This window comes from Blastomonas aquatica (assembly GCF_014639875.1).
In the GTDB taxonomy this organism is placed as follows: domain Bacteria; phylum Pseudomonadota; class Alphaproteobacteria; order Sphingomonadales; family Sphingomonadaceae; genus Blastomonas; species Blastomonas aquatica.
On record NZ_BMGD01000002.1, the window covers coordinates 79913 to 103837 of the forward strand.

The following is a 23925-nucleotide window of genomic DNA, read 5'->3' on the forward strand; positions in this document are numbered from 1 at the left end:
TTCGGGGTCAGCATGATTGTTTCACACGCACTCATTGTTGTCACGCTCACGCATCGGAGTTGCACCTCCGGTGCGTGAGTATTGTCAGGCTTTTGTTACATCGCCGAATACCGCCTGACCGGCTCCAGCTCTCTTCCGCGATCCTAAGGCTTTGAACGACCCTGAATTACCAGGCTTGCCCTTTACCCTTGTTATTGCCGGTCAGGTCGCAGCAACTGCGACTGACCGGGGAAAACTGTTAATCCGTTTCCGAATTCCCCTTATTGCCTTCCCCGTTATTCTTTTTTTCCTTAACTTTCATTGGGGCCAGTGAACGCGCCTTTTCTTCGGCGCGCTGGACCTGGCCCGGGGTAAACTTGCCATCGCGTTCCTGCTGATACTGCAGCAGCTTCGCCATGCCCGCGGTGCGATCGGCGAAATCCCACAGCTTCAGCTCTACGCCTTCCATCACCAGCGCATAAACCGCCTTTTCGATGGCCTGCTGCAGCGCCAGCTGGTCGGGTTCGTTGGTCGTGAAGCCGGCTTCGGCCTCGAGCAGTTCGCGGAATGCGACGAACTTGAAGGCGCTCGCACCCATCGATTGCGATGCGATGGTTTTCGATGCGGTAACCGTCGTCAGAACTTCACCTGTGCGCACCGACACAGCGCGCAAATAAACCGTCACCGTGTCCTGGCGATATTCGGTGCGGCCGCCGATGCCGAGGAACGCAGCGCCTGCGCCACCGGTCAGCGTGTTGGTGTCATAGCCGATCACGCCGCCTTCAAGCAGAACGCCGGCAAACAGCAGCGCGGGAAGCGCATCGGGGTTGACCGCGCGCTCGCCAAGATAGCGTTCGCGCATCTCGCGGATGATCTGCCGTTCGTTGAGCAGGTTCTTGAGGTTCTCGCGCTCGACGATGGTGAACCACGACCGACCGCCGACATCCTGCAACGCCTTGACCAGCACCGAAGCACCGCCCTGGCTGACCGCACGCGAGAGCGTCTGCCCGGTAGAGCTGGGTTTGAACTGGCCGGTCTGGTCGGTGAAGTTGTAGACCGCGACCGCGACTTGCCGCGATGGGGCAGGGATGCCCTGCAACAGCAGCTGGGTCTGGGTGGCGTTGGGCAGAAAGGCATAGCTGGTGGTTTCGGGAATGGCAGCCTTGCCGCTTCCACCCACGGTGGTGCAACCTGCCATCAGCGCGGTCGTCATCAGCGCCGCAAGGCGTATGGTTTTGCCCCCCATCATGGTCAGTTCACATCGATGAAGGTTGGCACGACGATCACGGTCTCTTCGCCGGTATCGTCGTTGATGATGGTGATGGTCACTTCGGTCAGCGAGCGGATGAAGTTGACCGTCTGTCCGCCGAAGCTGATCGTTCCGTTCTCTTGCGGATTTTCACCAAAGATGGCGTTCACGAGCTGAGAAGACAGCGCTGACAACAGCCGCGACTGCAGCTGGCGGGCAAAAATGTCTGCCTGCGAAGAGCTGCTTGAAGACGTAGGATTGGTGAAATCGTTCTGTGCATTGGCAATGCCAAGCAGGTGATTGGAATTGAAGGGGTTACCACCGAAGCTCGGATTGATGGGTTGATAAACAATATCCTGGGCTTGAGCGGTAGCGCACAGCGGAGCTGTGACGCACAACACTCCAATCAAGACCGAAAGCCCGGCCTTGGCAGCACCTGTCAACGAGTGCACAATCGATCTCCTGCGTTATGCCCTGCGAACCTTTTCGTCCGTCAGGTGCATCAATATTTCTTGCGACTCGAAGTTGTTAAGGTGACCTTAAGGAGGTTTAATGAGGGGTAAAATAATGCAAAATGACTATAAGCCTGCCCCGAACTGATGGTGATTTTTTCAGGCTCGCCCGCATATTGCTCGGGCGATCGCCCTCGATCCCAGCATTTCTCCCGCATTCGCGAAGGATCAGCGCTCCGACAGCGCGTCGGCCAGCCCGCTTCAGGCTCTGGAACCAGACGCCAAGCCGCTGATTGATTTTACATTATGTCCGGAATTGACACAATAAATTGTCAGAAAAGCGGCAATTAGGTGTCATCGCGGGTGCTGAATTCGACCTTCGGGACCCGATTTCAGACCTCGCGCAGTGGGTCAGCAGTGATTTGATGAACGTTAACGACGTTTGGTAACATATTGGAATCGCATAACGCCATGCGCATCATCGTCGGTGACCGGGTTGCATCAGCCCATTTTGGGACAATACACGACGTGCGCCGGCTCGGACAACGGCCTGCCATGATGAACAGCCTTTGGGCGTGCCCAAAGCTCACCGGCCGGACCTTGGCGATCACCGCCCGGAAGATGTGGCAGCGGATTGATCCGCCACTATCATCCGCTGTTGCGTAACGCGGTCGCGATCGCATTGATCGAGAGCTGAATGCCTTCGGGGATGCGCTCGTCGGCTTCGCCCGCACGGTGGCGCTTGATCAGTTCGATCTGCAGCAGGTTGAGCGGCACGATATAGGGCAGCCGCAACCGGATCGAGGTGTCGAGCGCGGGGTTGTTGGCGAGCAGCCGCGACTGTCCGGTGATGGTCAGCAGATTGTCATGCGCGGCGTCCCAGCCTGAAGTGATCGCGCCGAAAACGTGATCGCGCAGCGCTTCATCGGGCACCAGCCCGGCATAATGGCGGGCGATATCCATGTCGGATTTGGCCAGCACCATCTCCATATTGCCAAGCAGCGCCTGGAAGAACGGCCATCCTTGCGCCATCGCGCTCAACAGCCCCTTGTCGGCATGGGTCTCAAGCGCCTGGCCGACGCCATACCAGCCCGGCAGCATGATCCGCGCCTGCGCCCAGCTGAACACCCAAGGGATCGCCCGCAAATCCTCGATCTTCTGGCTTTTCGACCGGCTTGAAGGGCGCGATCCGATCTTGAGGTCGGCGATCTCGCTGATTGGGGTCGCGGCACGGAAGAACTGGTTGAACCCCTCGGTGCCGTAAACAAGGTCCCGATAGGCACGGAACGCCTCGCGCGAGATCATGTCCATCGCCGAGGCAAAGCGCGCCTCGTCGGCTTCGCTCAAGCCGTCATGGTCGAGCGTCGCGATCAGCGCGGCCGAGGTGATCGCCTCGAGATTGAGCTCGGCGCTTTCCACGGTTCCGTATTTGGCAGCGATGACCTCGCCCTGTTCGGTGATGCGGATGCGGCCCTGCACCGTGCCTTTAGGCTGCGCGCGGATCGCGGCAAAGCTCGATCCGCCGCCACGCCCCACCGCGCCGCCGCGCCCGTGGAACAATTGCATCGCTATGCCCGTCTCGGAGAACACCTTGGCCAGCGCGCGGCTGGCGTGGTTGAGGCTCCAGGTCGAGGTGAGGTAGCCACCGTCCTTGTTGCTGTCCGAATAGCCGACCATCACCTCTTGATAGCCGCGCGCCTTCACCAATGCTGCGATCTCGGGGAGCGCGAAATAGGCGCGCATGATCTGCGGCGCGTTTTCCAGATCGCCGATCGTCTCGAACAAGGGCACGGCCATGATCGCAGCCTGAGGCGTTGGTCCCGGGCGGTAAAGGCCTGCTTCCTTGAGCAGCAGGTTGACCTCGAGCATGTCCGAGACGCTTTCGGCCTTGCTGATGTTATATGCGGTGATCGCCTGCGTGCCATAATCGCCGTGTGCTTGGGCCGCGGCCTCGATGATCGCGAGCTCCTTGGCGGTTTCCTCGCTATAATCATGCCAGCGGTTGACCAGCAGGCGGCCATGGCCAAGCTCGGCGCGCAGCAGTGCAACCCTCGCAGCCTCGTCCAGCGCCAGATAATCGGGGCAGACTCCCGCGACCTTGAACAGCTCTGCCACCACGCGTTCGTGAACATCGCTGTTCTGGCGCAGGTCGAGCGTGGCCAGATGGAAGCCGAAGATCTCGACCGCACGGATCAGCCGCCCGAGCGCGCCGCCGCTGGCCAGCATCCCCGCACCATCATCGGCCAGGCCATTGGCGAGCGCTGCCAGGTCGTTGCGCAGATCGCCGGGGCTGGCATAGGCGTCTCCCGTCAATGCCGATGGGCGCGGGGGCTGCTTGCCGGTCAAATGAATATGGGTCGCACACAGCCGGGCATAGATGCCGGCCAGCGCGCGGCGATAGGGTTCATCGGCGCGGCTGGGCGAGATATCGCCGCTGCGTGTCGCAAGCGCCTGGACGGCTTCGGGGGTGTTCGACAGCCCGGTGGCGATCGAAAGGTCCTGTCCCAGCGCGTGGACGCAATCGAGGTAATGGATCATGGCGGTTTCGGCCTGCCGCCCCAGCGCGTGGCGCAGCGCATCTGCGGTGACGAACGGATTGCCATCGCGGTCGCCACCGATCCAGCTGCCCAGCCGCAGGAAAGGCCCCGGGCGGCGGCCCAGCACGCGCTCCCAGCGCGCGTACAGCATCGGCAGTACGGGCAGGAACACGTCCTGCATATAGGCGCGCGCGTTCTCGACCTCATCGGCAACAAACAATCGTTCGCGGCGCAGCGGGCGGGTTTGCCACAGCAGCGCGATCTGGCGGTGCAGCGCCTCGTCGATCGGGTCGCCATTGGGGGTCTGGTCAAGCCCTGCGTCCTTCATCTTCATCAGATCGGCGACACGGTTCTTGTGGTCGATCATCGACTTGCGACGGACTTCCGTGGGGTGCGCGGTCAGCACCGGCACGATCAGGCTGTGGTCGAGCAGGTCGGTGATAGCGGTGTCACTCACGCCGTTGGCGCGCAGCCGCGCGACCGCTTCGGCGACGGTCGCGCCGGTTTCCTGCGCCACGCCCTGACGGTCTTCGGCCAGGTTGGCGAGCATCGAAAAGTGCATGAACCCGCGCACGAATGCCAGCGTATCATCAAGGCTCAGCGCTTCGAGGCCGGTATCGATCGCCTCGGCGCCCGCGACGCCGCGATGCCGGTCGACACTGGCCGAACGGATGTACTCGGTCTGGCGGAACAGCTTTTCTCCGCCATATGCGCGGATGACGTCGCCGAGAATCCGGCCAAGATAGCGGATGTCGGGGTTCTGACTGATGGGGGCGGGCGGGTTGTTTTCGATATCGGCCATGCGCTTATGCTGCGCTGCAAAAATCACAGGGTCAAGGCGTAGCGGACGACATTGCGACGGGAGATCGAAATGTCTCGAAATTGTCACGCGTTCATGAAAGACGGGCCCAAAGTCGAGGAGACCTTCCCATGATCCGTTTGTTTGCCGCCGCGCTGTTGATATCCACCGCGATCGTTTCACCCGCCATCGCGCAGGACACCGCTGGCGCAAAGGCACCCGAGCAGACCGCCGAGAGCTACGCCGCGCAGGGCCGCGCACAGCTTGAGGCGCGGCTGGCGATGCCGGTGAACGAGGGCAAGGCCAAGAACCTGATCATCTTCATTGGCGATGGCATGGGGGTCAGCACGTTGACCGCTGCGCGCATCTGGCAGGGGCAGAAGGCGGGCAAGGATGGCGAATCCACCGAAACCGCGATGGATTCGCTGCCCTATTCGGCCATCGTCAAGACCTACAGCCACGATTTCCAGGTGTCCGATTCGGCGGCGACGGCGACGGCGCTGGTCACGGGTACCAAGACCCGGTCGGGAATGTTGGGACTCACGCCTGCCGCCCTGCGCGGCAAGTGCGACACAGCAGCGGGGCAGGAGGTGTCGACGCTGTTCGAGCAGGCCGAAACCGCAGGAAAAGCACTGGGCGTGATCTCGACCGCGCGCATCACCCATGCCACGGGCGCGTCCGCCTACGCTCACAGCGTCGATCGGAACTGGGAGAGCAATGCGGATCTGCCAGCGGGCGCGGCGTGCAAGGATATCGCACGCCAGCTCGTCGAATGGCCCCATGCCAAAGGGTTGAAGGTCGTATTGAGTGGCGGCCGCGCGGCGTTCATGCCCAACACCCAGGCGGATCCTGAATATACCGACAAAATGGGAAGTCGCAGCGATGGCCGCGATTTGATCGCCGAGTGGCAGCAGCGCAACCCGCAAGGCGAGTATGTCTGGAACGCCGCGCAGTTCAACCTGCTTGACGGCGCAAAGGACACGCCGGTGTTCGGCCTTTTCGAGCCCAGCCACATGCAGTTCGAGGCCGACCGGGAGAAAGATAAAGCAGGCGAGCCATCGCTTTCGCAGATGACGGCGTTGGCGATCACGCGTCTGCAGCGCGCCGACAAGGGCTATGTGCTGATGATCGAGGGGGGCCGGATCGACCACGCCCACCACGGCGGCAACGCGCAACGCGCGCTGGAGGATACCGTGGCGTTTGACGAAGCGGTGGCGCGGGCTTTGGAGATGGTCGATCTCGACGAGACCCTGGTGCTGGTCACCGCCGATCACAGCCATGTCTTCACCATCGCGGGTTATCCGCCGCGCGGAACCTCGATCTTCGGTCTCGCCAGCGTCACCGAGGATGGCGAGCCACTCAATGCCAAGGACGGAAAGCCCTATACCACGCTGGGTTACGCCAACGGCCCGGGCGCCAAGGTCGATGGCCCGCGCAACGATCCCGCGCAGGAAGACACCGAAGCGCTCAACTATCAGCAACAGGCGACGGTGCCGACATCGGGCGAGACCCATGCGGGCGAAGACGTGGTGCTGAAGGCTGCTGGCCCCAGCGCGCACCTGTTCGGCGGCACGCTGGAACAGCACAGCATCTACCACATTGCCAAGCATATCTTGGGGATGTGACCTCTGTCTCCCCTTCCGCAGGCGGGAGGGGAGAGGATTGGCATCCGCCGCGCCCCGCAAAAGCCCTCCCCCTTGATGGGGGAGGGTTGGGTTGGTGTGATCTCGCCGGCTTGCGCTAAAGGTGCGACGCCGCGACGCATGTACCCAGCCGCACCATCGCCCTCACCGCTGCGACTAGGTGGCTAAGCCACCAAGTCTCACCGCCTCTCCCATCAAGGGAGAGGCCAACAGGGCCGCCTCTCCCATCAAGGGGGCCGCCTCTTTCATCGAGGGAGAGGCCAGATATGCGCGCCTGTCTCGGTTTTATCGCTGGATCGGCTCGGCCGCCGCATCTGCGGTTGACGCATAGCCCGGAGCGACGCGGGCCTGGCTTGCCTGCTCGAAGGCATATCCCGCCTTGATCACATCATGGTCCTGCCATGCCCCGCCAATGATCGACAGGCCGATAGGCAGCCCAGCCACGTATCCCATCGGCACGGTGATGTGCGGATAGCCTGCGATCGCGGGCATCTGGCTCTGGCTGGGGCCGCTGCCGTTATCGCCATTGACCAGGTCGCTGACCCAGGCAGGCGCATTGCTGGGGCCGATCAGAAAGCGCACGTCATGCGTTTTCATGAGCTTGTCGATGCCCTCTGCTCCCGCCAGCCGCTTCGATTTGGCCAGCGCTTCGATGTACTCCGGATCGTCGAGCCCCTTTTGGCTTTCAGCCAGATCGAACAATCCCTGGTCGAACCACGCCAGCTCGGTGGCGGCATTGGCGGCGTTGAACGCGATGATGTCCTTGAGCGTCCGATGCTTCACCGCGGCGGGGGTGCTCGCCAGATAGGCATTGAGATCGGCCTTGAGCTCGACCATCAGCACCTTGAACTCGGCTTCGCCCAGGCTCTCGAGCCCGGTGCGGCTTTCTTCGATCTCGACCAGTTCGGCCCCGGCTGCGATGAACCAATCGAGTGCGCCCGCGAACACCGCCTGCACCCGTGCATTGTTTCCGGTGCGATCCCTCAGCACCCCGATGCGGACGCCTTTCAGATAATCCGCCGACAGCCCGGCAGCGTAATCGGTCTTGCGTGCATCCGCCTCTGCGGTGGCCGGGTCAGCCGGATCTGACCCCGCCAGCGCGGTCAGCACCAAGGCGGCGTCGGTGACGCTGCGCGCCATCGGTCCTGCGGTATCCTGGCTGTGGCTGATGGGTACGACATGCGTGCGCGAGACGAGGCCCACGGTAGGTTTGAAGCCGACCAGCCCGTTGGTCGATGCAGGGCAGGTCACAGAGCCATCGGTCTCGGTGCCGATCGTCGCCGCCGCAAGGCTCGCCGCGCCCGCAGCGCCGCTGCCCGAAGAAGACCCGCAACTGTTGCGATCGAGCGCATAGGGGTTCTTCACCAGCCCGCCGACACTCGACCAGCCGCTGGTCGCGTTGTCCGATCGGATGTTGGCCCATTGCGACAGGTTGGTCTTGCCCAGGATGATCGCGCCCGCCGCGCGCAGCCGCGCCACCAGAGGTGCATCGCGGTCGGTGACGTTGTTCAGCAACGCGGTCGATCCGGCGGTGGTGGGGACGGGGCCCTTGGCCTCGATATTGTCTTTGATCAGGATCGGGATGCCATGGAGCGGCCCGCGAACATCGCCTCTCTTGCGATCGGCATCGCGCGCCCGCGCTTCCTCGATGGCACCGGGCATGACCGCGATAACACTGTTGAGCTTCGGCCCCTTGCGGTCGAGTGCCTCGATCCGGTCCATATGGGCGCGCACCAGTTCCTCGCTGCTGATCGTTCCTGCCGCCAGCATCGCGGCCAGTTCGGGGATCGATTTTTCCTCGACCTGCACCGCCATGCGGGCGATGCGCGGCGGTTCATCTTGGGCAAGGGCAGGGAGCGGGGCGAGGGCGGCAAGCGCCAGGGCAAGGGTTCGCATGTCGCCACGATAGCGTGGCGTTTTCGCCCGGCAAGATGGTGCGCGGGCATTTTGTTGTCCATGCACTGGCCAAGGCCCGGTGCAGCGCCCATATCGCGCGGGATGCCCGAGAAACGCTACACCAAATCGAACCTGCCCGAGAAGATCTGCGCGGCGTGCGGGCGGCCGTTTGCCTGGCGCAAGAAATGGGAGCGCGACTGGGACAACGTGAAAACCTGTTCGGAACGCTGCAAGGGTGACCTGAGGCGCAAGAACCGCCCGGCCTAACCCGCCAACACTCCTGTTTCAGGCCTGCTCGGATATTGCCTCGGCAATCGCCACCTGCTGCCGGGCCTGTTCGAGGTGCAGCAGTTCGACCATCCGGCCATCGACCCGGATCGCGCCCTTGCCGGCATTCTCGGGCAGGGCGAACGCTGCGATCACCGCTTGGGCGTGCGCCAGTTCGGCTGCGCTCGGCGAGAACACAGCATTGCACGGACCGATCTGGTCGGGATGGATCAGCGTCTTGCCGTCGAACCCGAACATCAACCCCTGCCGCGCCTCTGCCTCGAAAACATCCAGATCGCGGAACTCGTTGCACACCCCGTCGAGTACGGCCACGCCATGGGCACGCGCTGCCACCACCGCTAACGACATGATCGGCAGGAAGGGCGTGCGCTCGGGCGTCAGCTTCGCGCGCATTTCCTTGGCGAGATCGTTGACCCCCATCACGAAGAGCGACAGCCGGGTTCCCGCCGACAGCGCGGCGAGCGCATCCAAGTGCGGCACCACGGCGCAGGTCTCGATCATTGCCCACAGTTGCACCCGCGACGGTGCGTCGGATAAAGCTGCGTTGCAGGCTGTGATGTCCGAGGGACGATAAACCTTGGGTACCAGCACCGCGTCGATCTGGGCATGCGCGACGGCGGCGAGATCGTCTTTGCCCCAGGGTGTGTCGAGAGCGTTGATCCGGATCACCAGCTCGCGGTTGCCGAAGCCTCCTTCAGCAGCCGCAGCGATCGCAGCCTCACGTGCGCTTTCCTTGGCCTCGGGCGCGACCGCGTCTTCGAGATCGAGGATGATCACATCGGCAGCCAGGCTGCGCGCCTTGGCCAGCGCGCGCGGATTGGAGGCGGGCATGTAGAGCGCGCTGCGCCGGGGGCGGACGGTTTCGGTCATGGCGGTTGTCCTGGCTGAAGGTCACCCCGGATTAGCACCCAGATAGCGGAAGGCAACCACGGTGAGGTCGTCGCTGGGGTCGGTGCCATCTTCGAACGTGCGCACCTCACCGCACAGGGTGGCGACCATCGCAGCCGCGCTCGACTGGTCGGCGACCAGCGCATCGCGGGTGCGCTTTGTGCCGAACAGCTGCTCCTGCCGGTTCTGCGCTTCGGTCACGCCATCGGTGATCAGCACCAGCGCCTCGCCGGGGAGCAAGGTGAGGTGCTCGGCGGGCCAGGGATAATCCATGATGCAGAACGGCGGCCCACCCTCGAGCGGTTCGTCGATCACCTCGCCTGCGGTGGTGATCCGCAGCGGGTTGTCGTGCCCGGCATTGACCATCTCGACTCGTCCGGTGGCAAGGTCGATCAGGCACAGCAGCATCGTCAGCCCCAACTGGTCGCCGCTGTCGCGCATCAGCTCGGCGTTGAGCATCGCGGCGGTATCGGCCAGATCGCCCGGGCTGCGCAGCATCACGCTGCGCGACAGCGCCTTGGACAGCGCCATGAACAAGGCGGCAGGGACGCCCTTGCCGGTGATGTCGGCGATCAGGATCACCACCCGGTCAGAATCGAGCGGGATGATGTCGTAAAAATCGCCGCCCACCGACTTGGCGGCTTCCAGCTGTGCGGCGATATCGATGCGCGGATCGAGCTTTGCCAGCGCAGCACGATCAGGCAGCATGCCAAGCTGGATTGCGCGCGCTGCGCCCAGTTCGCCCTCGCTGCGGCTTTGTGCATCTCGGAGCACCGCGCGTTCGCGTCGCGCCTCGCGGAACAGCGCGCCGAACACCGCGAGCGCGGCGCCGCTGCCGAGCAACAAAGGCCGCAGCGGATCGAACAGCGTATCGGCCAGGCTGAACAGCAGCCATGATGCCATCGGCAGGACCAGCACCGCGCCTGCGAGCACGGCCCACGTCATACGCCCCCGGGTCTGGCGCGCGGCGAGCAGCAGCAGGATGACCGCCAGAGCCACGCCTGCGATCCATTCGGCAGCTTTGCTCCACATCGGCCGGACCAGCCAGCCACCGCGCCGGATCGCGTCGGCTGCCTGCGCCTGGACCAACACCCCGAACATCTCCGACCCCAAAGGCGTCGCGACGATATCGGGCGAACCTTCGGCGGTCAGCGAGACGATCACCGTCTTGCCGCGCAGCTGCGAGAGGTCGAAGTCCTCGGACAGGATTTCGATCGCCGAATAGACGTGGGCCTGCGGGATCTCGGCAAAATGCAGCCGCATCCGGCCGGATTCGTCGACCGGGATCGTGCGGTCGCCGATCCGCACGCTGCCCGGGGCCATCGTGATCTCAGTGTCCGCACCGCTCTGCTGCTCGAGCGCGACCCGCGCCAACTCGAGCGCAAGCCCGGGCACCACCGCCTCGCCGGTCTGCAGCACCAAAGGCACCCCGCGCACCCGGCCATCGCTGTCGGGCTTGCCGTTGAGCAGGCCGAAGCCCGGTGCGCGCTGCTCGAGCGTTTCGAGGTTGCGCTGGACCAACGGGAAGCGGGGCAGGGCGGCGGGCGGTTTGCCGGTGATCGTCGCCCATTGGGTGAGGCCGGCAGGGTCGGCGCCGCCCAGGGTTACCCCGGCGCGGCCGAGCACCACCGGCGCGGTGCTGATCGCATCGGCAAATTCGTCGTCCATGCTCCCCAGCCCGTCCAGCCAGGCCTCGGTCGCGGGGCTGTCGGGCGGGTACAGCCGGGAGAAGCGCGAGGGGCTGACCGCGTCGGGTTCGGCAAAGATGATGTCGAAGCCGATCGCGCTGGCGCCGCCTTCGGTGAGACGCTGGGTCAGCGTGGCAAACACCCGGCGTGGCCAGGGCCAGCTGCCGATGACATCGAGGCTCTCGTCGCCGATCGCGACGACCCGCACATCGCTGGCCGAAAGATCGCGCGGGGCAAGCCATTGCCAGCCATCGAAAACGGTGTTCTGCGCGCGCGGGCTGAGCGCCAGGCTAAGCAATGCGGCGAGCGCAAACCCCGCCAGCGCCGCCAGCCACAGCGTGCGCGAGGGGAGCGCGGCGGCGCTAGAGGACGACTTCAAGGCCGTCATAGGCGCACAGCACCTCCAGCGGAGCATGCTCGCGGGTCAGTTCCTCGTAGCGGATGCTCTCGGCGTGCATCCGCGCGATGTCGGCGTCCGAATAGACCGGCTCATGGTGGAACAGCGCGAGGCGTTTGGCACGTGCACCATGGCACAGGTCGATCGCGACGATATTGCTCGAATGGCCCCAGTCTTCCTTCATCGAAACGCTGTCGGCGAGCGAATACATCGTGTCGCAGATGACCAGATCGGCCTGGCTGAAGAACTGCTCAACATCGGCCTCGCCGTGCATCTTCTCCATCTTGTGCTCGCTGTCGGTGCTGAACACCGCGACCTTGCCTGCAGCATCGGTGAAGCGGTAACCGAAGCTGCTGTGCGAATGGTGCTGCTCCATCACCTCGACCTGCACCGAGCCGATCTGATAGACCTCGCCCGCGCTCAGCGTCACGAATTCGATTTTTGCGCGCAGCCAGTCGAATGCAACTGGGAACGAGATTTCCTCCTGCTGGCGGCGCAACGCGGTCTCGGCATCGGCATGGCCCGAATGGATGATGATGTGGGCGTTGGGGTCGAACGCCGGCACGAAGAACGGGAAGCCCATGATGTGGTCCCAGTGCAGGTGCGACATGAAGAAGTGATAGACTCGCGCATGCCCCCCGGCGCAGCGGCGCATGGCATCAAGGCCAAAGCCGCGCAGCCCGCTGCCCATGTCGCAGATGATGTAGGGATCGCCCGCCGCCGGATCACCGGCCTCGATCTCGACGCAGGTGGTTGCCCCGCCGAAGGTGCCGCCGGTGGCAAAGTCGAGCTCGTTACGGGTAAAGCCGCGCGCCTCGTTGATATCCGCAAATCTGCGCCCCGATGCGGCAAGCAGTGCATTCGCGACCTTTTCCTGCATGATGGACGCCGTTGCCGCGACTGGCAAAGACCCGCGTGTTCCCCAGAACCGGACCAGCATCCGCACCCCCCTCAGTTCAGTCTACCGCCGGTGCGCCCCGCCGCTGCCGGCATGGTCTATAGTGCATCCTCGATCGTATCGCTGACCACGAACAGCTTGTCGTAGCGGCTGATCGCCAGAATTTCGCGCATCACCGTGTTGGGGCGCGCGAGCGACATCGCCACGTCTGCGGCATCGGCCTCGCGCTTGGCCAGGGTCAGCGCGCGCAGGCCGCGCGACGACATATAATCCAGCCCTGCGAAATCGACCACCAGCTTGCGCCCCGGCGACTCGGCGGCCATCGCGACGCTGCTTTCCAGATGATCGGCAAACGCCTGCGCGGTTGCCTCGTCTACCCGGCCGTCGGGGCTCGCGACAACGCATCCCTGCCGCTCGGTGCTGGACCACTGCATGTCTTCTGCCTTTCGCATCTCGAGCAAAGCGTAGCGACAAATTAACCTCGTGGGAAGTTGCCCTGAGCACCGTGGCTGCAGTGATATGAAAAGGGACAGATTGCTGTCCGGTGCCGCACCGGCTAGTGTCAACTCCAATGGACACTGTACCCGCGCCGAACCCGCATATCACCACGGTGGATTTCGCTCCCGCCGTCCCGCGCAGCCTGTGTACCGATTGCGGTATCTCGCGCAGCAGTGACCCCAAGGCGTGCGGGCGGGCGTGCCAGTTCATCCAGCCCGATTACCCCGCGCTCGAGGCGCAGGCGCACGGGCGCGCGCGCGATATCGGCAAGCAAGACGAACTGTTCTTCGGCCCGTATCAGCGGATGGTGATGGCCGAACTGGTGCCCGCATCCCCCGGAGCGCAATGGACCGGAATCACCACCCGCATCGGCGCGCGGTTGCTGGAAACCGGCGCGGTCGATGCGGTGCTGGCGATCGGCCCGCATCCCGATGATCGCTGGCGCCCGCTGCCGATGCTGATCACCCGGGCTGAGGACATGGCAAAGGTGCGCGGCATGCGGATGGGCTATGCACCGTTGCTGGCGTTGCTCGAACCCGCGCGCGCGGCGGGCCACAAGCGGATCGCGGTGATCGGCATTCCGTGCCAGATCCATGCGCTGCGCGCACTCGAGGCGGAGCTGGGGTTCGAACGGATCTACGTCATCGGCACGCCATGCTCGGACAACACCACCACCGAGAATTTCCACACATTCCTGGGGCTGCTCTCCGACCAGCCCGAGACGATCAGCTATCTGGAGTTCCGCGCCGATTACCACGTCGAGCTGCGGTTCGATGATGGCAAGACCCGGGACATTCCGTTCCTGCAGCTGCCGATCTCGGACCTGCCGGGGGATTTCTTTCCGCTGACCTGCCGGACCTGTGTCGATTACACCAATGTGCTCGCGGACATCACGGTGGGGTACATGGCGGGGCAGGGCAAGCAATGGCTGCTGGTGCGCAACGAACGCGGCGAGGAGCTGGTGCGGCTGCTGGGCGATGAACTGCACTGCGCCGAGGTCGGCAGCGCGGGCAAAAGGGCAGGGCCGGTCAAGGGCTTCAAGACCAACACCGAACTGGCGGCAGGCGGTCTGCCACTGCGGCGGATGCCCAAGATGCTGCGCAGGATCTTTGGCTGGCTGATGCCGCGCATCGGCCCGCGGGGCAAGGAGTTCGCCCGCGCGCGGCTCGAGATGAAGGCGATCGAAACCGTGCTCCACCTGCGCCGCGCAGAACCTGCGCGAATGAAGACGATGATCCCCGATCACATCTGGGCTTTGGTCAAGCCGTACGGGATCGAGCCGAAGCCCGGGGAGCGGCACGAGCCAAGCGACGCCTAACGCGCCATCTCTCGTCACCCCCGCGAACGCGGGGGTCCCGCTTTTTTGCCACCTTCGCCCACAAGCGTCATTCCCGCGTTCGCGGGAATGACGGGGTTGGGAGGTGCTGAGGTCAGCTACGCCGAACCGCGATCCAGATGGTGTGGCGTGCGCCGCGGCCCGATGCGGTGGCGCGGACGGTTTCTTCGGACACATCGAAGCCCGCCTTGCGCAGCCGTGCGGTAAAGCGCGGATCGGGCCCGCTCGACCATACAGCCAGCACGCCGCCGGGGCGCAAGGCCGCGCGCGCCTCGGATAGCCCGGCAAGCGTGTAGAGCGCATCGTTGCCTTCGCGCGACAGGCCATCGGGGCCGTTATCGACATCAAGCAGGATCGCATCATACCGGCCGCGCCCGGCGCGGATCAATCCGCCGACGTCCTGCACACAGACCTGCACCTGCGGACTGTCCAGGGTGCCTTCGTGAAGATGCGCCATCGGTCCGCGCGCCCAGTCGACGATTTCGGGGACCAGTTCTGCCACGGTGATCTGGGCTTGCTGCCCGAAGGAGGCGAGCGCGGCGCGCAGGGTGAAGCCCATGCCCAGCCCGCCGATCAGCACTGCGGGCTTTTCAACATCGGTCAGCCTGGCCTGTGCGAGCGTGGCGAGCGCCTCTTCCGACCCGCTCAACCGGCTGTTCATCAACTCGTTGGCGCCGAGCATGATCGAGAATTCGGTCCCGCGGCGGATCAAGCGCAGGGGATCGCCGCCGCCGGGGACGACGGCGGTCGCAAGGAGTTCACGCGGGATCATGAAGCCTGACCGGGATTATTGGCCAAAGCGCATACGCTCGGTTATCTGCGCTTCTTGCGCGCGGCATACCGCGCATCGCGCTTCTGCTTCTTTTCCGCCTCGGTTTCGACGACCTGCTGCGCGGCGTTTTCGGCCTCGGCTTCGGCAGCGGCGATCTTGGCGGCGGCGTCGATCTTGGCCTGCTCGCGTTCGGCGATCTTCTCGGCGCGCTTGGCGGCCTGGGCAGCTTCCTTGGCTTCTTGTGCAGCCAGACGCTGGGCCACGACTTCGGGATCGGGCGCAGGCTTAGCTTTCAGCTTGTCGAGTGCTGCCTGCCGCGCCTTCTGCGCGAGGGCCTGACGTTCCTGAAAGCCCGGATCCTTGTAACCTGCCATGTTATCTCAATTCTTCATTCTGATTCGGGAAGGTGCCGCGCACGATCGACCCGATATGCCACGCAGACCATCTGCGCGGATCGTTGATTGCGCCGCCTTAGTCCAGCGGCCTGCAGAACGCAAAGATTGAAGCTCTTGCCGGTCGAGCAATCACGCAGTTTCTCCGCTGTGCAGGCCTCGCGACGGGCGGCATTGCGGGCATTGCCCAGATTTACCCGTCGTAACCCGGAACCACTTCATCGCTGTGCCGTAATCCTCGCCAAGATGACCGAAGACCGGCATCGAGCTATCACGGGAGACTAACATGGGTTTGATTCTGGCGCTGATTATGGGCGGTATTATGGGTTGGCTCGCCAGCAAGGTCATGAACCGCGATGCGCAGATGGGCGTTTTCTGGAATGTCGTCGTCGGCTGTATCGGATCGATTTTGGGCCGCTTTCTACTGGGTGGTCTCATCGGCGGTGGCAGCCTGCGCGCGAATGCGTTTGATCCGCTGACGCTGCTGACCTCGTTTATCGGTGCAGTCATTCTGCTTGCGATCGTAAACATGATCCAACGCGGCCGTGCCCGCTAAGAGCATCCAACCCCTTCTATTGCGCAGGTGAAAGCATAGCGATCTTGCGCAGGCCGACTCAGTTACGGGGAGCAGCGGGCGAATTTGCCTTCTGCTCCCCGAATGCTGTTTACCAGCCGCGTTATCGATCAGGTATATTAAGAGCAATCGCCTCACCAATTGCCATTGACACTGTCAGGTCCTAAGGACGGTGCGCCCGGGCAGGATTATGGCTTGCACGTGGTGACTTAATTGGATAACACAGTGCCATGCAGTCCGGGACCCGCGGTGGCGGTGTTCCGGCTATAAAGCCTCCGGTTCCGGGCGGGTCTGGCTCTCGCAGCGCGGGACGATCAGGGCCGCAACTGGCGCGGTGGCGGGGTTTGGACGGATCTGGCGATGAATTACGAAAGCAGTTTTGGCGGAGATTCGATTACCGCGCGCAGCGAAGATCTCTACGGATCGGACGTTGACGAAACCGTAAAAAAGAAGCGCCGCAACACCATTATCGGGGTGGTTATCGCGATCGCGCTGCTGATTGCAGCCGGCCTATACTTTTTTGGCGGCGACGCGGAAACCGCTGCGGGCGAAGGCGCGCAGGCAGGAGCAGGCGGCAGCGATTCGCAGGCGCCGGCGGTTACCGTCATCGTGCCGGGTTCCGGGTCGGTCGAACGCGTGATCAACGCCACCGGTACGCTGGCGGCACGCCGCGAGATGCCCGTGGGTATCGCCGGAGAAGGCGGTCAGGTCATCCGCGTGCTGGTGCAGCCGGGTGACTGGGTCAGAACCGGCCAGGTGCTCGCAATCATCGACCAGGATGTCCAGGCCCAGCAGGCGCGCTCGCTTGCCGCGCAGATCGAGGTCAGCCAGGCCGATTCGGTGCTGGCACAGAGCGAACTCGACCGAGCGCTGCAGCTGGTTGATCGCGGTTTCATTTCCAAGGCTGATGTCGATCGCCGCCGCGCGACGCGCGATTCTTCAGTGGCCCGCGTAGAGGTTGCGCGCGCCCAGCTGCGCGAGGCGCAGGCCCGTAACGGACGCCTGAATATCCGCGCGCCTGAATCAGGTCTGGTGCTCGAGCGCAATGTCGAGCCGGGCCAGGTTGTTGGCGCAGGAACCGGCGTGCTGTTCCGGCTGGCCGCAGGCGGCGAAATGGAATTGCGCGCTCAGATGGGGGAGGCCGACCTTGCCAATCTGAGCGTTGGCGTGCGCGCCGAAGTCCGCCCTGTGGGTGCCGGACGGACCTTTACCGGCCAGGTCTGGCAGCTTGCCCCGGTGATAAACGAAACCTCGCGTCAGGGTATCGCGCGAATCGCGCTGTCGTATGACAAGGCGCTGCGCCCCGGCGGCTTTGCCAGCGCCGCGGTAATCAGCGGCTCGTCGCAGTCACCCGTGCTGCCTGAATCGGCAGTACTGAGCGATGACAAGGGCAGCTATGTCTATGTCGTCGGCAAGGATAACAAGGTCGAGCGGCGCGATGTTACCACCGGTACGGTAACCCCGCGCGGCATCGCGATCGTCAGCGGCATCACCGGCCAGGAGCGCGTCGTGCTCTATGCAGGCGGCTTCCTCAATCCCGGTGAAACCGTGCGTCCGCAGGCCCAGGGCGCCAAGGCCAGCTGATTGCCTGCCGGTTGTCGAACAGGGGCATGCGTTGGTCGAGCCGTGGGTATGGATAGCGGGGTTTTGGACGGCATTGCCTGCGTGGCCCTTGCATCTGGCCGTATCAGGATGCCGTAACTGTATACAGGCCGGGTTTCCGGCGGGTTGAGGATTGAGCGATGAACTTCCGGAACATGTCGGCGTGGTCGATCCGCAACCCGATCATCCCGCTCGTCTTCTTCACGGGACTGCTGTTCGCGGGCATTCTCAGCTTCATGCGGATGGATGTCGTCAACCAGCCCGACATCGATTTTCCGGCAGCGCAGATTATGATTTCGCAGCCGGGCGCTGCGCCTACCGAGATCGAAAACCAGATCACCCAGCGGATCGAGGCTGCGGTGCGGGGTATCAATGGCGTCAAGAACATCAGTTCGACCGCGAGCGAGGGTAGCTCAAGCACCTTTGTCGAATTCGAGATCGGCACCGACACCATCGAGGCGGTGAACGAGGTCAAGAACGCGGTCGATCAGATCCGCGGCAATCTTCCTGAGGGCATCCTTGAACCGTCGGTGACCAAGGTCGATGCCACTGGTGAACCGATCGCTTATTTCGCGGTCGAAGCCGATGACATGACAATCGAGCAATTGAGCTGGTTCGTCGATGACACGGTCACCAAGCGGCTGCTGTCGATCGACGGCATGGCCGAAGTCGATCGCTTTGGCGGGGTCGATCGCGAAATCCGGGTGATCCTCGACCCTGCACGGATGCAGGCGCTGGGCGTGACCGCAAGCGTGGTCAACAATGCGCTGCGCCAGATCAACGTCGATGCCGCCGGTGGCCGTGCCGATGTTGGCGGGACCCGCCAGTCGCTGCGCGTGCTGGGCAATGCCGATACCGCGTTCGAGCTGTCGCAAATCCAGGTGCCGCTGGGCGGCGGGCGCACGATCAAGCTGACCGATGTTGCGACCGTGAGCGACGGTTTCGGCGAGCCGACCTCGATCAGCAAGGTGCGCAACAAGGAGGTCGTCAACTTCGCGATGACGCGCTCCAGGGGGGCATCGGACGTTACCGTCTACGACGACGCGATCCTGGCGATGGAAGAGCTCAAGGAGCAGAATCCCGGGGTCAGGTTCATCCGGCTTGGCTCGAGCGTCGATTACACCAAAAGCCAGTATGAAAGCTCGATCGCTTCGATGATCGAAGGCGCGGTGCTCGCCGTGGTTGTGGTGTTCTTCTTCCTGCGCGACTGGCGCGCGACGATCATCTCGGCGATCGCCATCCCCTTGTCCGCAATCCCGACCTTCTGGTTCATGGATCTGCTGGGTTTCAACCTCAACTTCCTCTCGCTGCTCGCATTGGGTCTGGTGGCAGGGGTGCTGGTCGATGACGCGATCGTGGAGATCGAGAACATCGTGCGCCACATGCGCATGGGCAAATCGGCCTATCAGGCCTCGATCGATGCCGCTGATGAAATCGGTCTCGCGGTGGTTGCAACCTCGTTCTGCATCGTCGCGGTGTTCCTGCCGGTGGGCCTGATGCCCGGCATTTCGGGCCAGTTCTTCAAGAATTTCGGAGTCACCGTCGTGATTTCGGTGCTGATGAGCCTTGCGGTAGCGCGTATGATCACGCCGATGGTCGCGGCGTATTTCCTCGAGGCCAAGGGCCACGCCGAGCATGGCGGTGGCAGGATGATGGACCGCTATATGCGGATACTGGCCTGGTCGCTCGACCAGAGCCGCGCACGCGCGTTCCGCGGTGAAAACCCGCGCTTCGGCCGCAAGGTTGCCGCCATGTTCCTTGATCATCGTATCTGGATGATGGGTGTCGGCTTGTTTGCGTTCGTCATCACGATCGTTCTGTTCGCGGTCACCCCGGTGCAGTTCCTGCCGAAGACCGACGAAGACAACAGCCGCATCCAGATCGAGATGGTTCCGGGCACCACGCTCGAGCAGACCGAGGTCGTCGCCGACAAGGTTGCCGCGATCATGTACCAGCAGCCCGAGGTCGAGCGTGCGCTGATCCGCATCCGCGAGGGCAATGGTACGATCTTCGTCACGTTGAAGGACGATCGCGAGAAGACCTCGATCGAGTTCGAGCGTGATCTGGCCGAGACGCTGCAGGCGGTCCCCGATGCGCGTGTCAGCTTTGCCTCGCAATCGGGCGGCGGTGGCACCAACCGCGACATCTCGATCATGCTCACCGGGTCTGACCCCGAGAAATTGTACGAGACTGCAGGCACGCTCGTCGAGCAGATGAAGGGCGTGAAGCTCATTACCGGCCCACGGGTGAATGCCGACATGCGGCGTCCGGAGATCATCATCAAGCCCCGTGCCGATCTGGCCGCCCAGCTGGGTATAACGACAGCTGCGCTCAGCCAGGCGATCCGTATCGCGACTTTGGGCGAGATCGAGCAGAACTCCGCGCGCTTCTCGCTGTCTGACCGCCAGATCCAGATCCGCGTCGTGTTGCCCAAGGAATCGCGCAACGATTTCAACACGATCCAGAACCTGCCGGTGCAGACTGCCGCCGGTGGCTCGGTTCCGCTCAACCGCGTCGCCGATATCTCGTTCGGGTCGGGGCCGACGACGATCCAGCGCTACAACCAGGAACGCCGTGTGTTCATCGGTGCCGATCTGGCTCAGGGCGTGGTGACCGGCGAGGCGATGACCGCGATCAACAACCTGCCGATCATGAAGAACCTGCCCACTGGTGTTGGCAACAAGCCCTTCGGCGAACAGGAATGGCAGGCCGAACTCGCGGTCAACTTCGTCATCGCGTTGGTATCGGGCATCCTGCTGGTATTTGCGGTGCTGGTGCTGCTATACAAGCGTCTGATGTCGCCGCTGGTCAACATGGGCTCGCTGGCGCTGGCACCTTTGGGCGGCATCTTCCTCGTGTGGGTCGTCGGCCAGCCGGTCTCGATGCCGGTGCTGATCGGGGTGCTGATGCTGCTGGGGATCGTGTCCAAGAACTCGATCCTGCTGATCGATTTTGCCATCGAGGAAATGCAGCGCGGCGTGCCCAAGTTGGAGGCCATCCTCGAAGCGGGGCACAAGCGTGCACAGCCGATCGTGATGACCACCGTGGCGATGACCGCAGGCATGGTGCCCACCGCCTTGTCGCTGTCGGGTGATGGCGCGTTTCGTGCGCCAATGGGCACGGTGGTGATCGGCGGCCTGATTGTCTCGACGTTGCTGACATTGGTGATCGTGCCTGCGGGCTTCAGCCTTGCCGATGGCGTCGAAAAGCGTGTCGGGCCATGGCTGAGCAAGAAGCTGCTCACCTACAAGACCGGTGACAATGCCGATGACCAGGCGATGATGGCTGGGGGCAAGCCGCACGGGATTCAGCCCGCGGAGTGACCGGCAGACGTTGGTCATGACCGCACCAGGCCTGCCAAGAAGCGCTGATCCCGCTTGGCGCATCCGGGCTATCGCCACCGGCATGCTGGTGGTGATGGCAGCGGTGTTCCTCGCCGCGCATTGGGCCGAGGGGCATGTCGACGTGCGCTGGGGCTATGTCCGCGCCTTTGCCGAGGCCGCGATGGTAGGCGGGCTGGCCGACTGGTTCGCGGTGACAGCCTTGTTCCGCCATCCCTTGGGCCTGCCGATCCCGCACACCGCGATCATCCCGCGCAACAAGGACCGCATCGGCGACACGATGGCGCAGTTTTTGCGCAGCAATTTCCTGACGCCGCTGGTGGTCGCGCGGCGGATGCGGACGATGAACGTCGCCGGTGCTGCCGGTCGTTTCCTCGTGCAGCCCACCGGCGGCGAGGGGCGGCTGCGGCTGGGCGCATCGAACATGATCGCCGATGTGCTCGAATCGCTCGACCAAGACCGGCTGGGCGGCAACGCCAAGGAGGCGCTCCGGGTCCAGCTCGACCGGCTCGACGTCGCGCCGCTGCTCGGGCAGATCCTCACCGCCGCGATCGCCGACAACCGCCATCTGCCGCTGATGGACGGGATCATCAAATGGACCCAGCGCACGCTGTTTGCCAATGAAGAGGTGCTGCGCGACATGGTGCGCAACCGCGCCAACACGATCATGCGCTGGACTGGCCTCGACGAGCGGCTCGCGACGGGAATCGTCGATGGCCTGCACAACCTGCTGTTCGATATGGCCGAGGACACCAACCATCCCTTGCGCGGCAAGGTCGAGGAGGGGCTCGAGACGATGGCGTTCCGGCTGCTCAACGATTCCGAGATGCAGGGCAAGGTCGCAGGGATCAAGGCCGAGATGCTCGCCAACCCGGCGATGGCGCGCTGGCTTGAGGGCCTTTGGGAGCGCAGCCGCACCGCGCTGATCCGCGCCGCACGCGACCCCGATCATGCGCTCTCGGGCCAGTTCGGCGACGGCCTGCGGCAGATCGGCGAGGCGCTCCAGACCGACACGCGGATGCAGACCCAGATCAACCGTTTCGCGCGCCGGACCTTGGTGGGTATCGCCAACCGCTATGGCGACCAGATTGTCCGGCTGGTGTCCGAAACGGTCCACCGCTGGGATGCGCGCACGATCACCGACCGGGTCGAGAACGCGGTCGGCAAGGACCTGCAGTTCATCCGGATCAACGGCACGCTGGTCGGCGGGCTGGTCGGGCTGACGATCCATACGGCGGTGGTGTGGTTGTAAATAAATCCTCCCCCAGACAAGCTCGGGGAGGATTTAGGCGGCGCGCATAGCATCCCCCATCGCCCGCACCGCCTCGACCTTGGCGAAAAGCGGACCCCAGTCGTCGCGTTCGGCGATCGCGGCCCAGATCGCCTCGACCTCACCGATCAGCATCGATTGTGGTGCATCGCCGTGCCAGTACGCATGGTCACGCGACCGCGCGGAGACATAGCCCGCCTTGATCGCGCCGAACGCCGCCCACAAGGCTTCGCTTTCGGTGCCGACCAGATCGGCAGGGCACTCAGGTTCCGCATCGCCCATCCACGCGAAGAAGAACGCGTCGATGCCGACCCCGCCCTGCATCATCACCGCCTCGGCCGCCGCGACCAAGGCGCGGTCCGCCTCGAGCCCCTGGCTCACCACCCCCAGCCGCCAGCAGAACCGCCGCACCAGCGCCTGCTGGTACAGCGGCGCAAAGCGTTCGAGCGCGGCGATCAGCGGCGGCGCATCGCTGATCAGCCGCAGGGCGACCGCAAGCTGCCCCAGGTTCCAGTGGATCGCCTCGGGCTGGCGGGCAAAGGCATATAGCCCCGAATGATCGAAATACGCCGCAGTGAACCCCGGCTCCCAGGTCGGCGCAAACCGCCATGGGCCATAGTCGAAGCTCTCGCCGGTGATGTTCATGTTGTCGGTGTTGAGCACGCCGTGGACGAACCCTGCGACCATATAGCTCGCCGCCAGGTCCGCCATCCGCTCGACCGCAAGGGTCAGCAGCAGCGCCGCGTCGTTCTCTCCACTCTGGCCATCGTACAGCGTATCGAGCGCGTATCGGACCACCCTGCGCATCTTGTCGGCATCGTCCTCGAACGCGATCCGCTGGAAGGTACCGAAGCGGATATGGCTGTGGCTCAGCCGCACCATCACCGCCGATCGGGTGGGCGAAGGCTCGTCGCCGCGCCACAGTTCCTCGCCGGTTTCGATCACCGAGAAGGTCTTGGAGGTGTGCACGCCCAATGCCTCGAGCATCTCGGTAGCGAGGATCTCGCGCACCGCACCTTTCAGCGTCAGGCGTCCGTCGCCATCGCGGCTGAACGGGGTCTGCCCCGATCCCTTGGTGGCCAGGTCGAGCAACCGCCCGGCATCGTCGCGCAGCTGCGCGAACAGGAACCCGCGCCCGTCGCCGATCTGCGGATTGTAGGTGCGGAACTGGTGGCCGTGATAGGCGAGCGCCAGCGGCTGCGGCAGGTTGCCGGGCAAGGCTTCGAACCGCCCGAAATGCCGCGCCCATGCGGCGTCATCGAGGCTATCGAGCCCGACGGTCGCGGCATGCCGATCGTTGCGGAAGCGCAGCACCGTCTGCGGAAAATCCGCCGCCTTGACCGGGTGGGCGATGGCGTCGGCAATCGACAGGATCGCGGGATCAGCGCGGGTGGAAGCGGCTTGCGGTTCTGATGTCATCCAGCGA

General features: G+C 64.0%; 18 protein-coding genes. 7 read left to right on the plus strand and 11 right to left on the minus strand.

The window, feature by feature from the left end; genetic code table 11:
- Nucleotides 1-238 precede the first annotated feature (238 nt).
- From IEW00_RS04380 to ppc, 3 genes are all read right to left on the minus strand, one after another.
- Entirely contained in the window at nucleotides 239-1228 is a 990-nt protein-coding gene (locus tag IEW00_RS04380) for a CsgG/HfaB family protein (RefSeq protein ID WP_229736811.1), read from the minus strand.
- A gap of 2 nt (nucleotides 1229-1230) precedes the next feature.
- Entirely contained in the window at nucleotides 1231-1671 is a 441-nt protein-coding gene (locus IEW00_RS04385) for a curli assembly protein CsgF (RefSeq protein ID WP_229736812.1), read from the minus strand.
- Nucleotides 1672-2328: 657 nt separating this feature from the next.
- A complete protein-coding gene (ppc, locus tag IEW00_RS04390; RefSeq protein ID WP_188513182.1) occupies nucleotides 2329-5019 on the minus strand; it encodes a phosphoenolpyruvate carboxylase in 2691 nt (896 codons plus the stop codon).
- Nucleotides 5020-5147: 128 nt separating this feature from the next.
- On the opposite strand from ppc, the gene IEW00_RS04395 reads away from it, so the two are divergent.
- Entirely contained in the window at nucleotides 5148-6641 is a 1494-nt protein-coding gene (locus IEW00_RS04395) for an alkaline phosphatase family protein (RefSeq protein WP_188513183.1), read from the plus strand.
- Between the two features lie 303 nt (nucleotides 6642-6944).
- Here the strand turns inward: IEW00_RS04395 and IEW00_RS04400 are convergent, their stop codons facing one another.
- Entirely contained in the window at nucleotides 6945-8555 is a 1611-nt protein-coding gene (locus IEW00_RS04400) for an amidase (protein WP_188513184.1), read from the minus strand.
- 102 nt (nucleotides 8556-8657) lie between these two features.
- Between IEW00_RS04400 and IEW00_RS04405 the strand changes: the two genes are divergently transcribed.
- A complete protein-coding gene (locus IEW00_RS04405; protein WP_188513185.1) occupies nucleotides 8658-8822 on the plus strand; it encodes a DUF2256 domain-containing protein in 165 nt (54 codons plus the stop codon).
- Nucleotides 8823-8840: 18 nt separating this feature from the next.
- Here the strand turns inward: IEW00_RS04405 and IEW00_RS04410 are convergent, their stop codons facing one another.
- The 4 genes from IEW00_RS04410 to IEW00_RS04425 all read right to left on the minus strand — a co-directional run bounded on the left by IEW00_RS04410 (nucleotide 8841) and on the right by IEW00_RS04425 (nucleotide 13148).
- Nucleotides 8841-9713 carry an HpcH/HpaI aldolase/citrate lyase family protein gene (locus IEW00_RS04410; RefSeq protein WP_188513186.1) on the minus strand — a complete coding sequence of 291 codons (873 nt, stop codon included), beginning with the start codon at nucleotides 9711-9713 and terminating at the stop codon, nucleotides 8841-8843.
- Nucleotides 9714-9734: 21 nt separating this feature from the next.
- Nucleotides 9735-11807: a CHASE2 domain-containing protein gene (locus tag IEW00_RS04415; protein WP_229736813.1), complete on the minus strand. Its 2073-nt coding sequence runs from the start codon at nucleotides 11805-11807 to the stop codon at nucleotides 9735-9737.
- The gene (locus IEW00_RS04420) at nucleotides 11782-12696 is read right to left on the minus strand and encodes an MBL fold metallo-hydrolase (protein ID WP_229736814.1); all 915 of its coding nucleotides are present in this window, start codon (nucleotides 12694-12696) and stop codon (nucleotides 11782-11784) included. Before IEW00_RS04420 ends, IEW00_RS04415 begins: the two co-directional genes overlap by 26 nt.
- Nucleotides 12697-12812: 116 nt before the next feature.
- Entirely contained in the window at nucleotides 12813-13148 is a 336-nt protein-coding gene (locus IEW00_RS04425; protein ID WP_229736815.1) for an STAS domain-containing protein, read from the minus strand.
- Between the two features lie 137 nt (nucleotides 13149-13285).
- Here IEW00_RS04425 and IEW00_RS04430 point away from each other — a divergent pair, with 137 nt between their 5' ends.
- The gene (locus IEW00_RS04430) at nucleotides 13286-14530 is read left to right on the plus strand and encodes a Coenzyme F420 hydrogenase/dehydrogenase, beta subunit C-terminal domain (protein WP_188513190.1); all 1245 of its coding nucleotides are present in this window, start codon (nucleotides 13286-13288) and stop codon (nucleotides 14528-14530) included.
- A 112-nt stretch (nucleotides 14531-14642) separates the two neighbouring features.
- Here the strand turns inward: IEW00_RS04430 and IEW00_RS04435 are convergent, their stop codons facing one another.
- Entirely contained in the window at nucleotides 14643-15320 is a 678-nt protein-coding gene (locus tag IEW00_RS04435; protein ID WP_188513191.1) for a spermine/spermidine synthase domain-containing protein, read from the minus strand.
- 41 nt (nucleotides 15321-15361) lie between these two features.
- Nucleotides 15362-15694, minus strand: coding sequence for a DUF6481 family protein (locus IEW00_RS04440; protein WP_188513192.1), 333 nt, complete (start codon nucleotides 15692-15694; stop codon nucleotides 15362-15364).
- Nucleotides 15695-15998: 304 nt separating this feature from the next.
- On the opposite strand from IEW00_RS04440, the gene IEW00_RS04445 reads away from it, so the two are divergent.
- From IEW00_RS04445 to IEW00_RS04460, 4 genes are all read left to right on the plus strand, one after another.
- Nucleotides 15999-16268, plus strand: coding sequence for a GlsB/YeaQ/YmgE family stress response membrane protein (locus tag IEW00_RS04445; protein ID WP_188513193.1), 270 nt, complete (start codon nucleotides 15999-16001; stop codon nucleotides 16266-16268).
- Between the two features lie 378 nt (nucleotides 16269-16646).
- Nucleotides 16647-17870: an efflux RND transporter periplasmic adaptor subunit gene (locus IEW00_RS04450; RefSeq protein WP_188513194.1), complete on the plus strand. Its 1224-nt coding sequence runs from the start codon at nucleotides 16647-16649 to the stop codon at nucleotides 17868-17870.
- 158 nt (nucleotides 17871-18028) lie between these two features.
- Nucleotides 18029-21211, plus strand: coding sequence for an efflux RND transporter permease subunit (locus IEW00_RS04455; RefSeq protein ID WP_188513195.1), 3183 nt, complete (start codon nucleotides 18029-18031; stop codon nucleotides 21209-21211).
- Nucleotides 21212-21227: 16 nt separating this feature from the next.
- Nucleotides 21228-22481 (plus strand): DUF445 domain-containing protein, encoded by a 1254-nt coding sequence (locus tag IEW00_RS04460; RefSeq protein WP_188513196.1) that lies wholly within the window; start codon nucleotides 21228-21230, stop codon nucleotides 22479-22481.
- 33 nt (nucleotides 22482-22514) lie between these two features.
- Here IEW00_RS04460 and IEW00_RS04465 read toward each other — a convergent pair whose 3' ends face one another.
- Nucleotides 22515-23918 (minus strand): protein adenylyltransferase SelO family protein, encoded by a 1404-nt coding sequence (locus IEW00_RS04465; protein WP_188513197.1) that lies wholly within the window; start codon nucleotides 23916-23918, stop codon nucleotides 22515-22517.
- Nucleotides 23919-23925 lie beyond the last annotated feature (7 nt).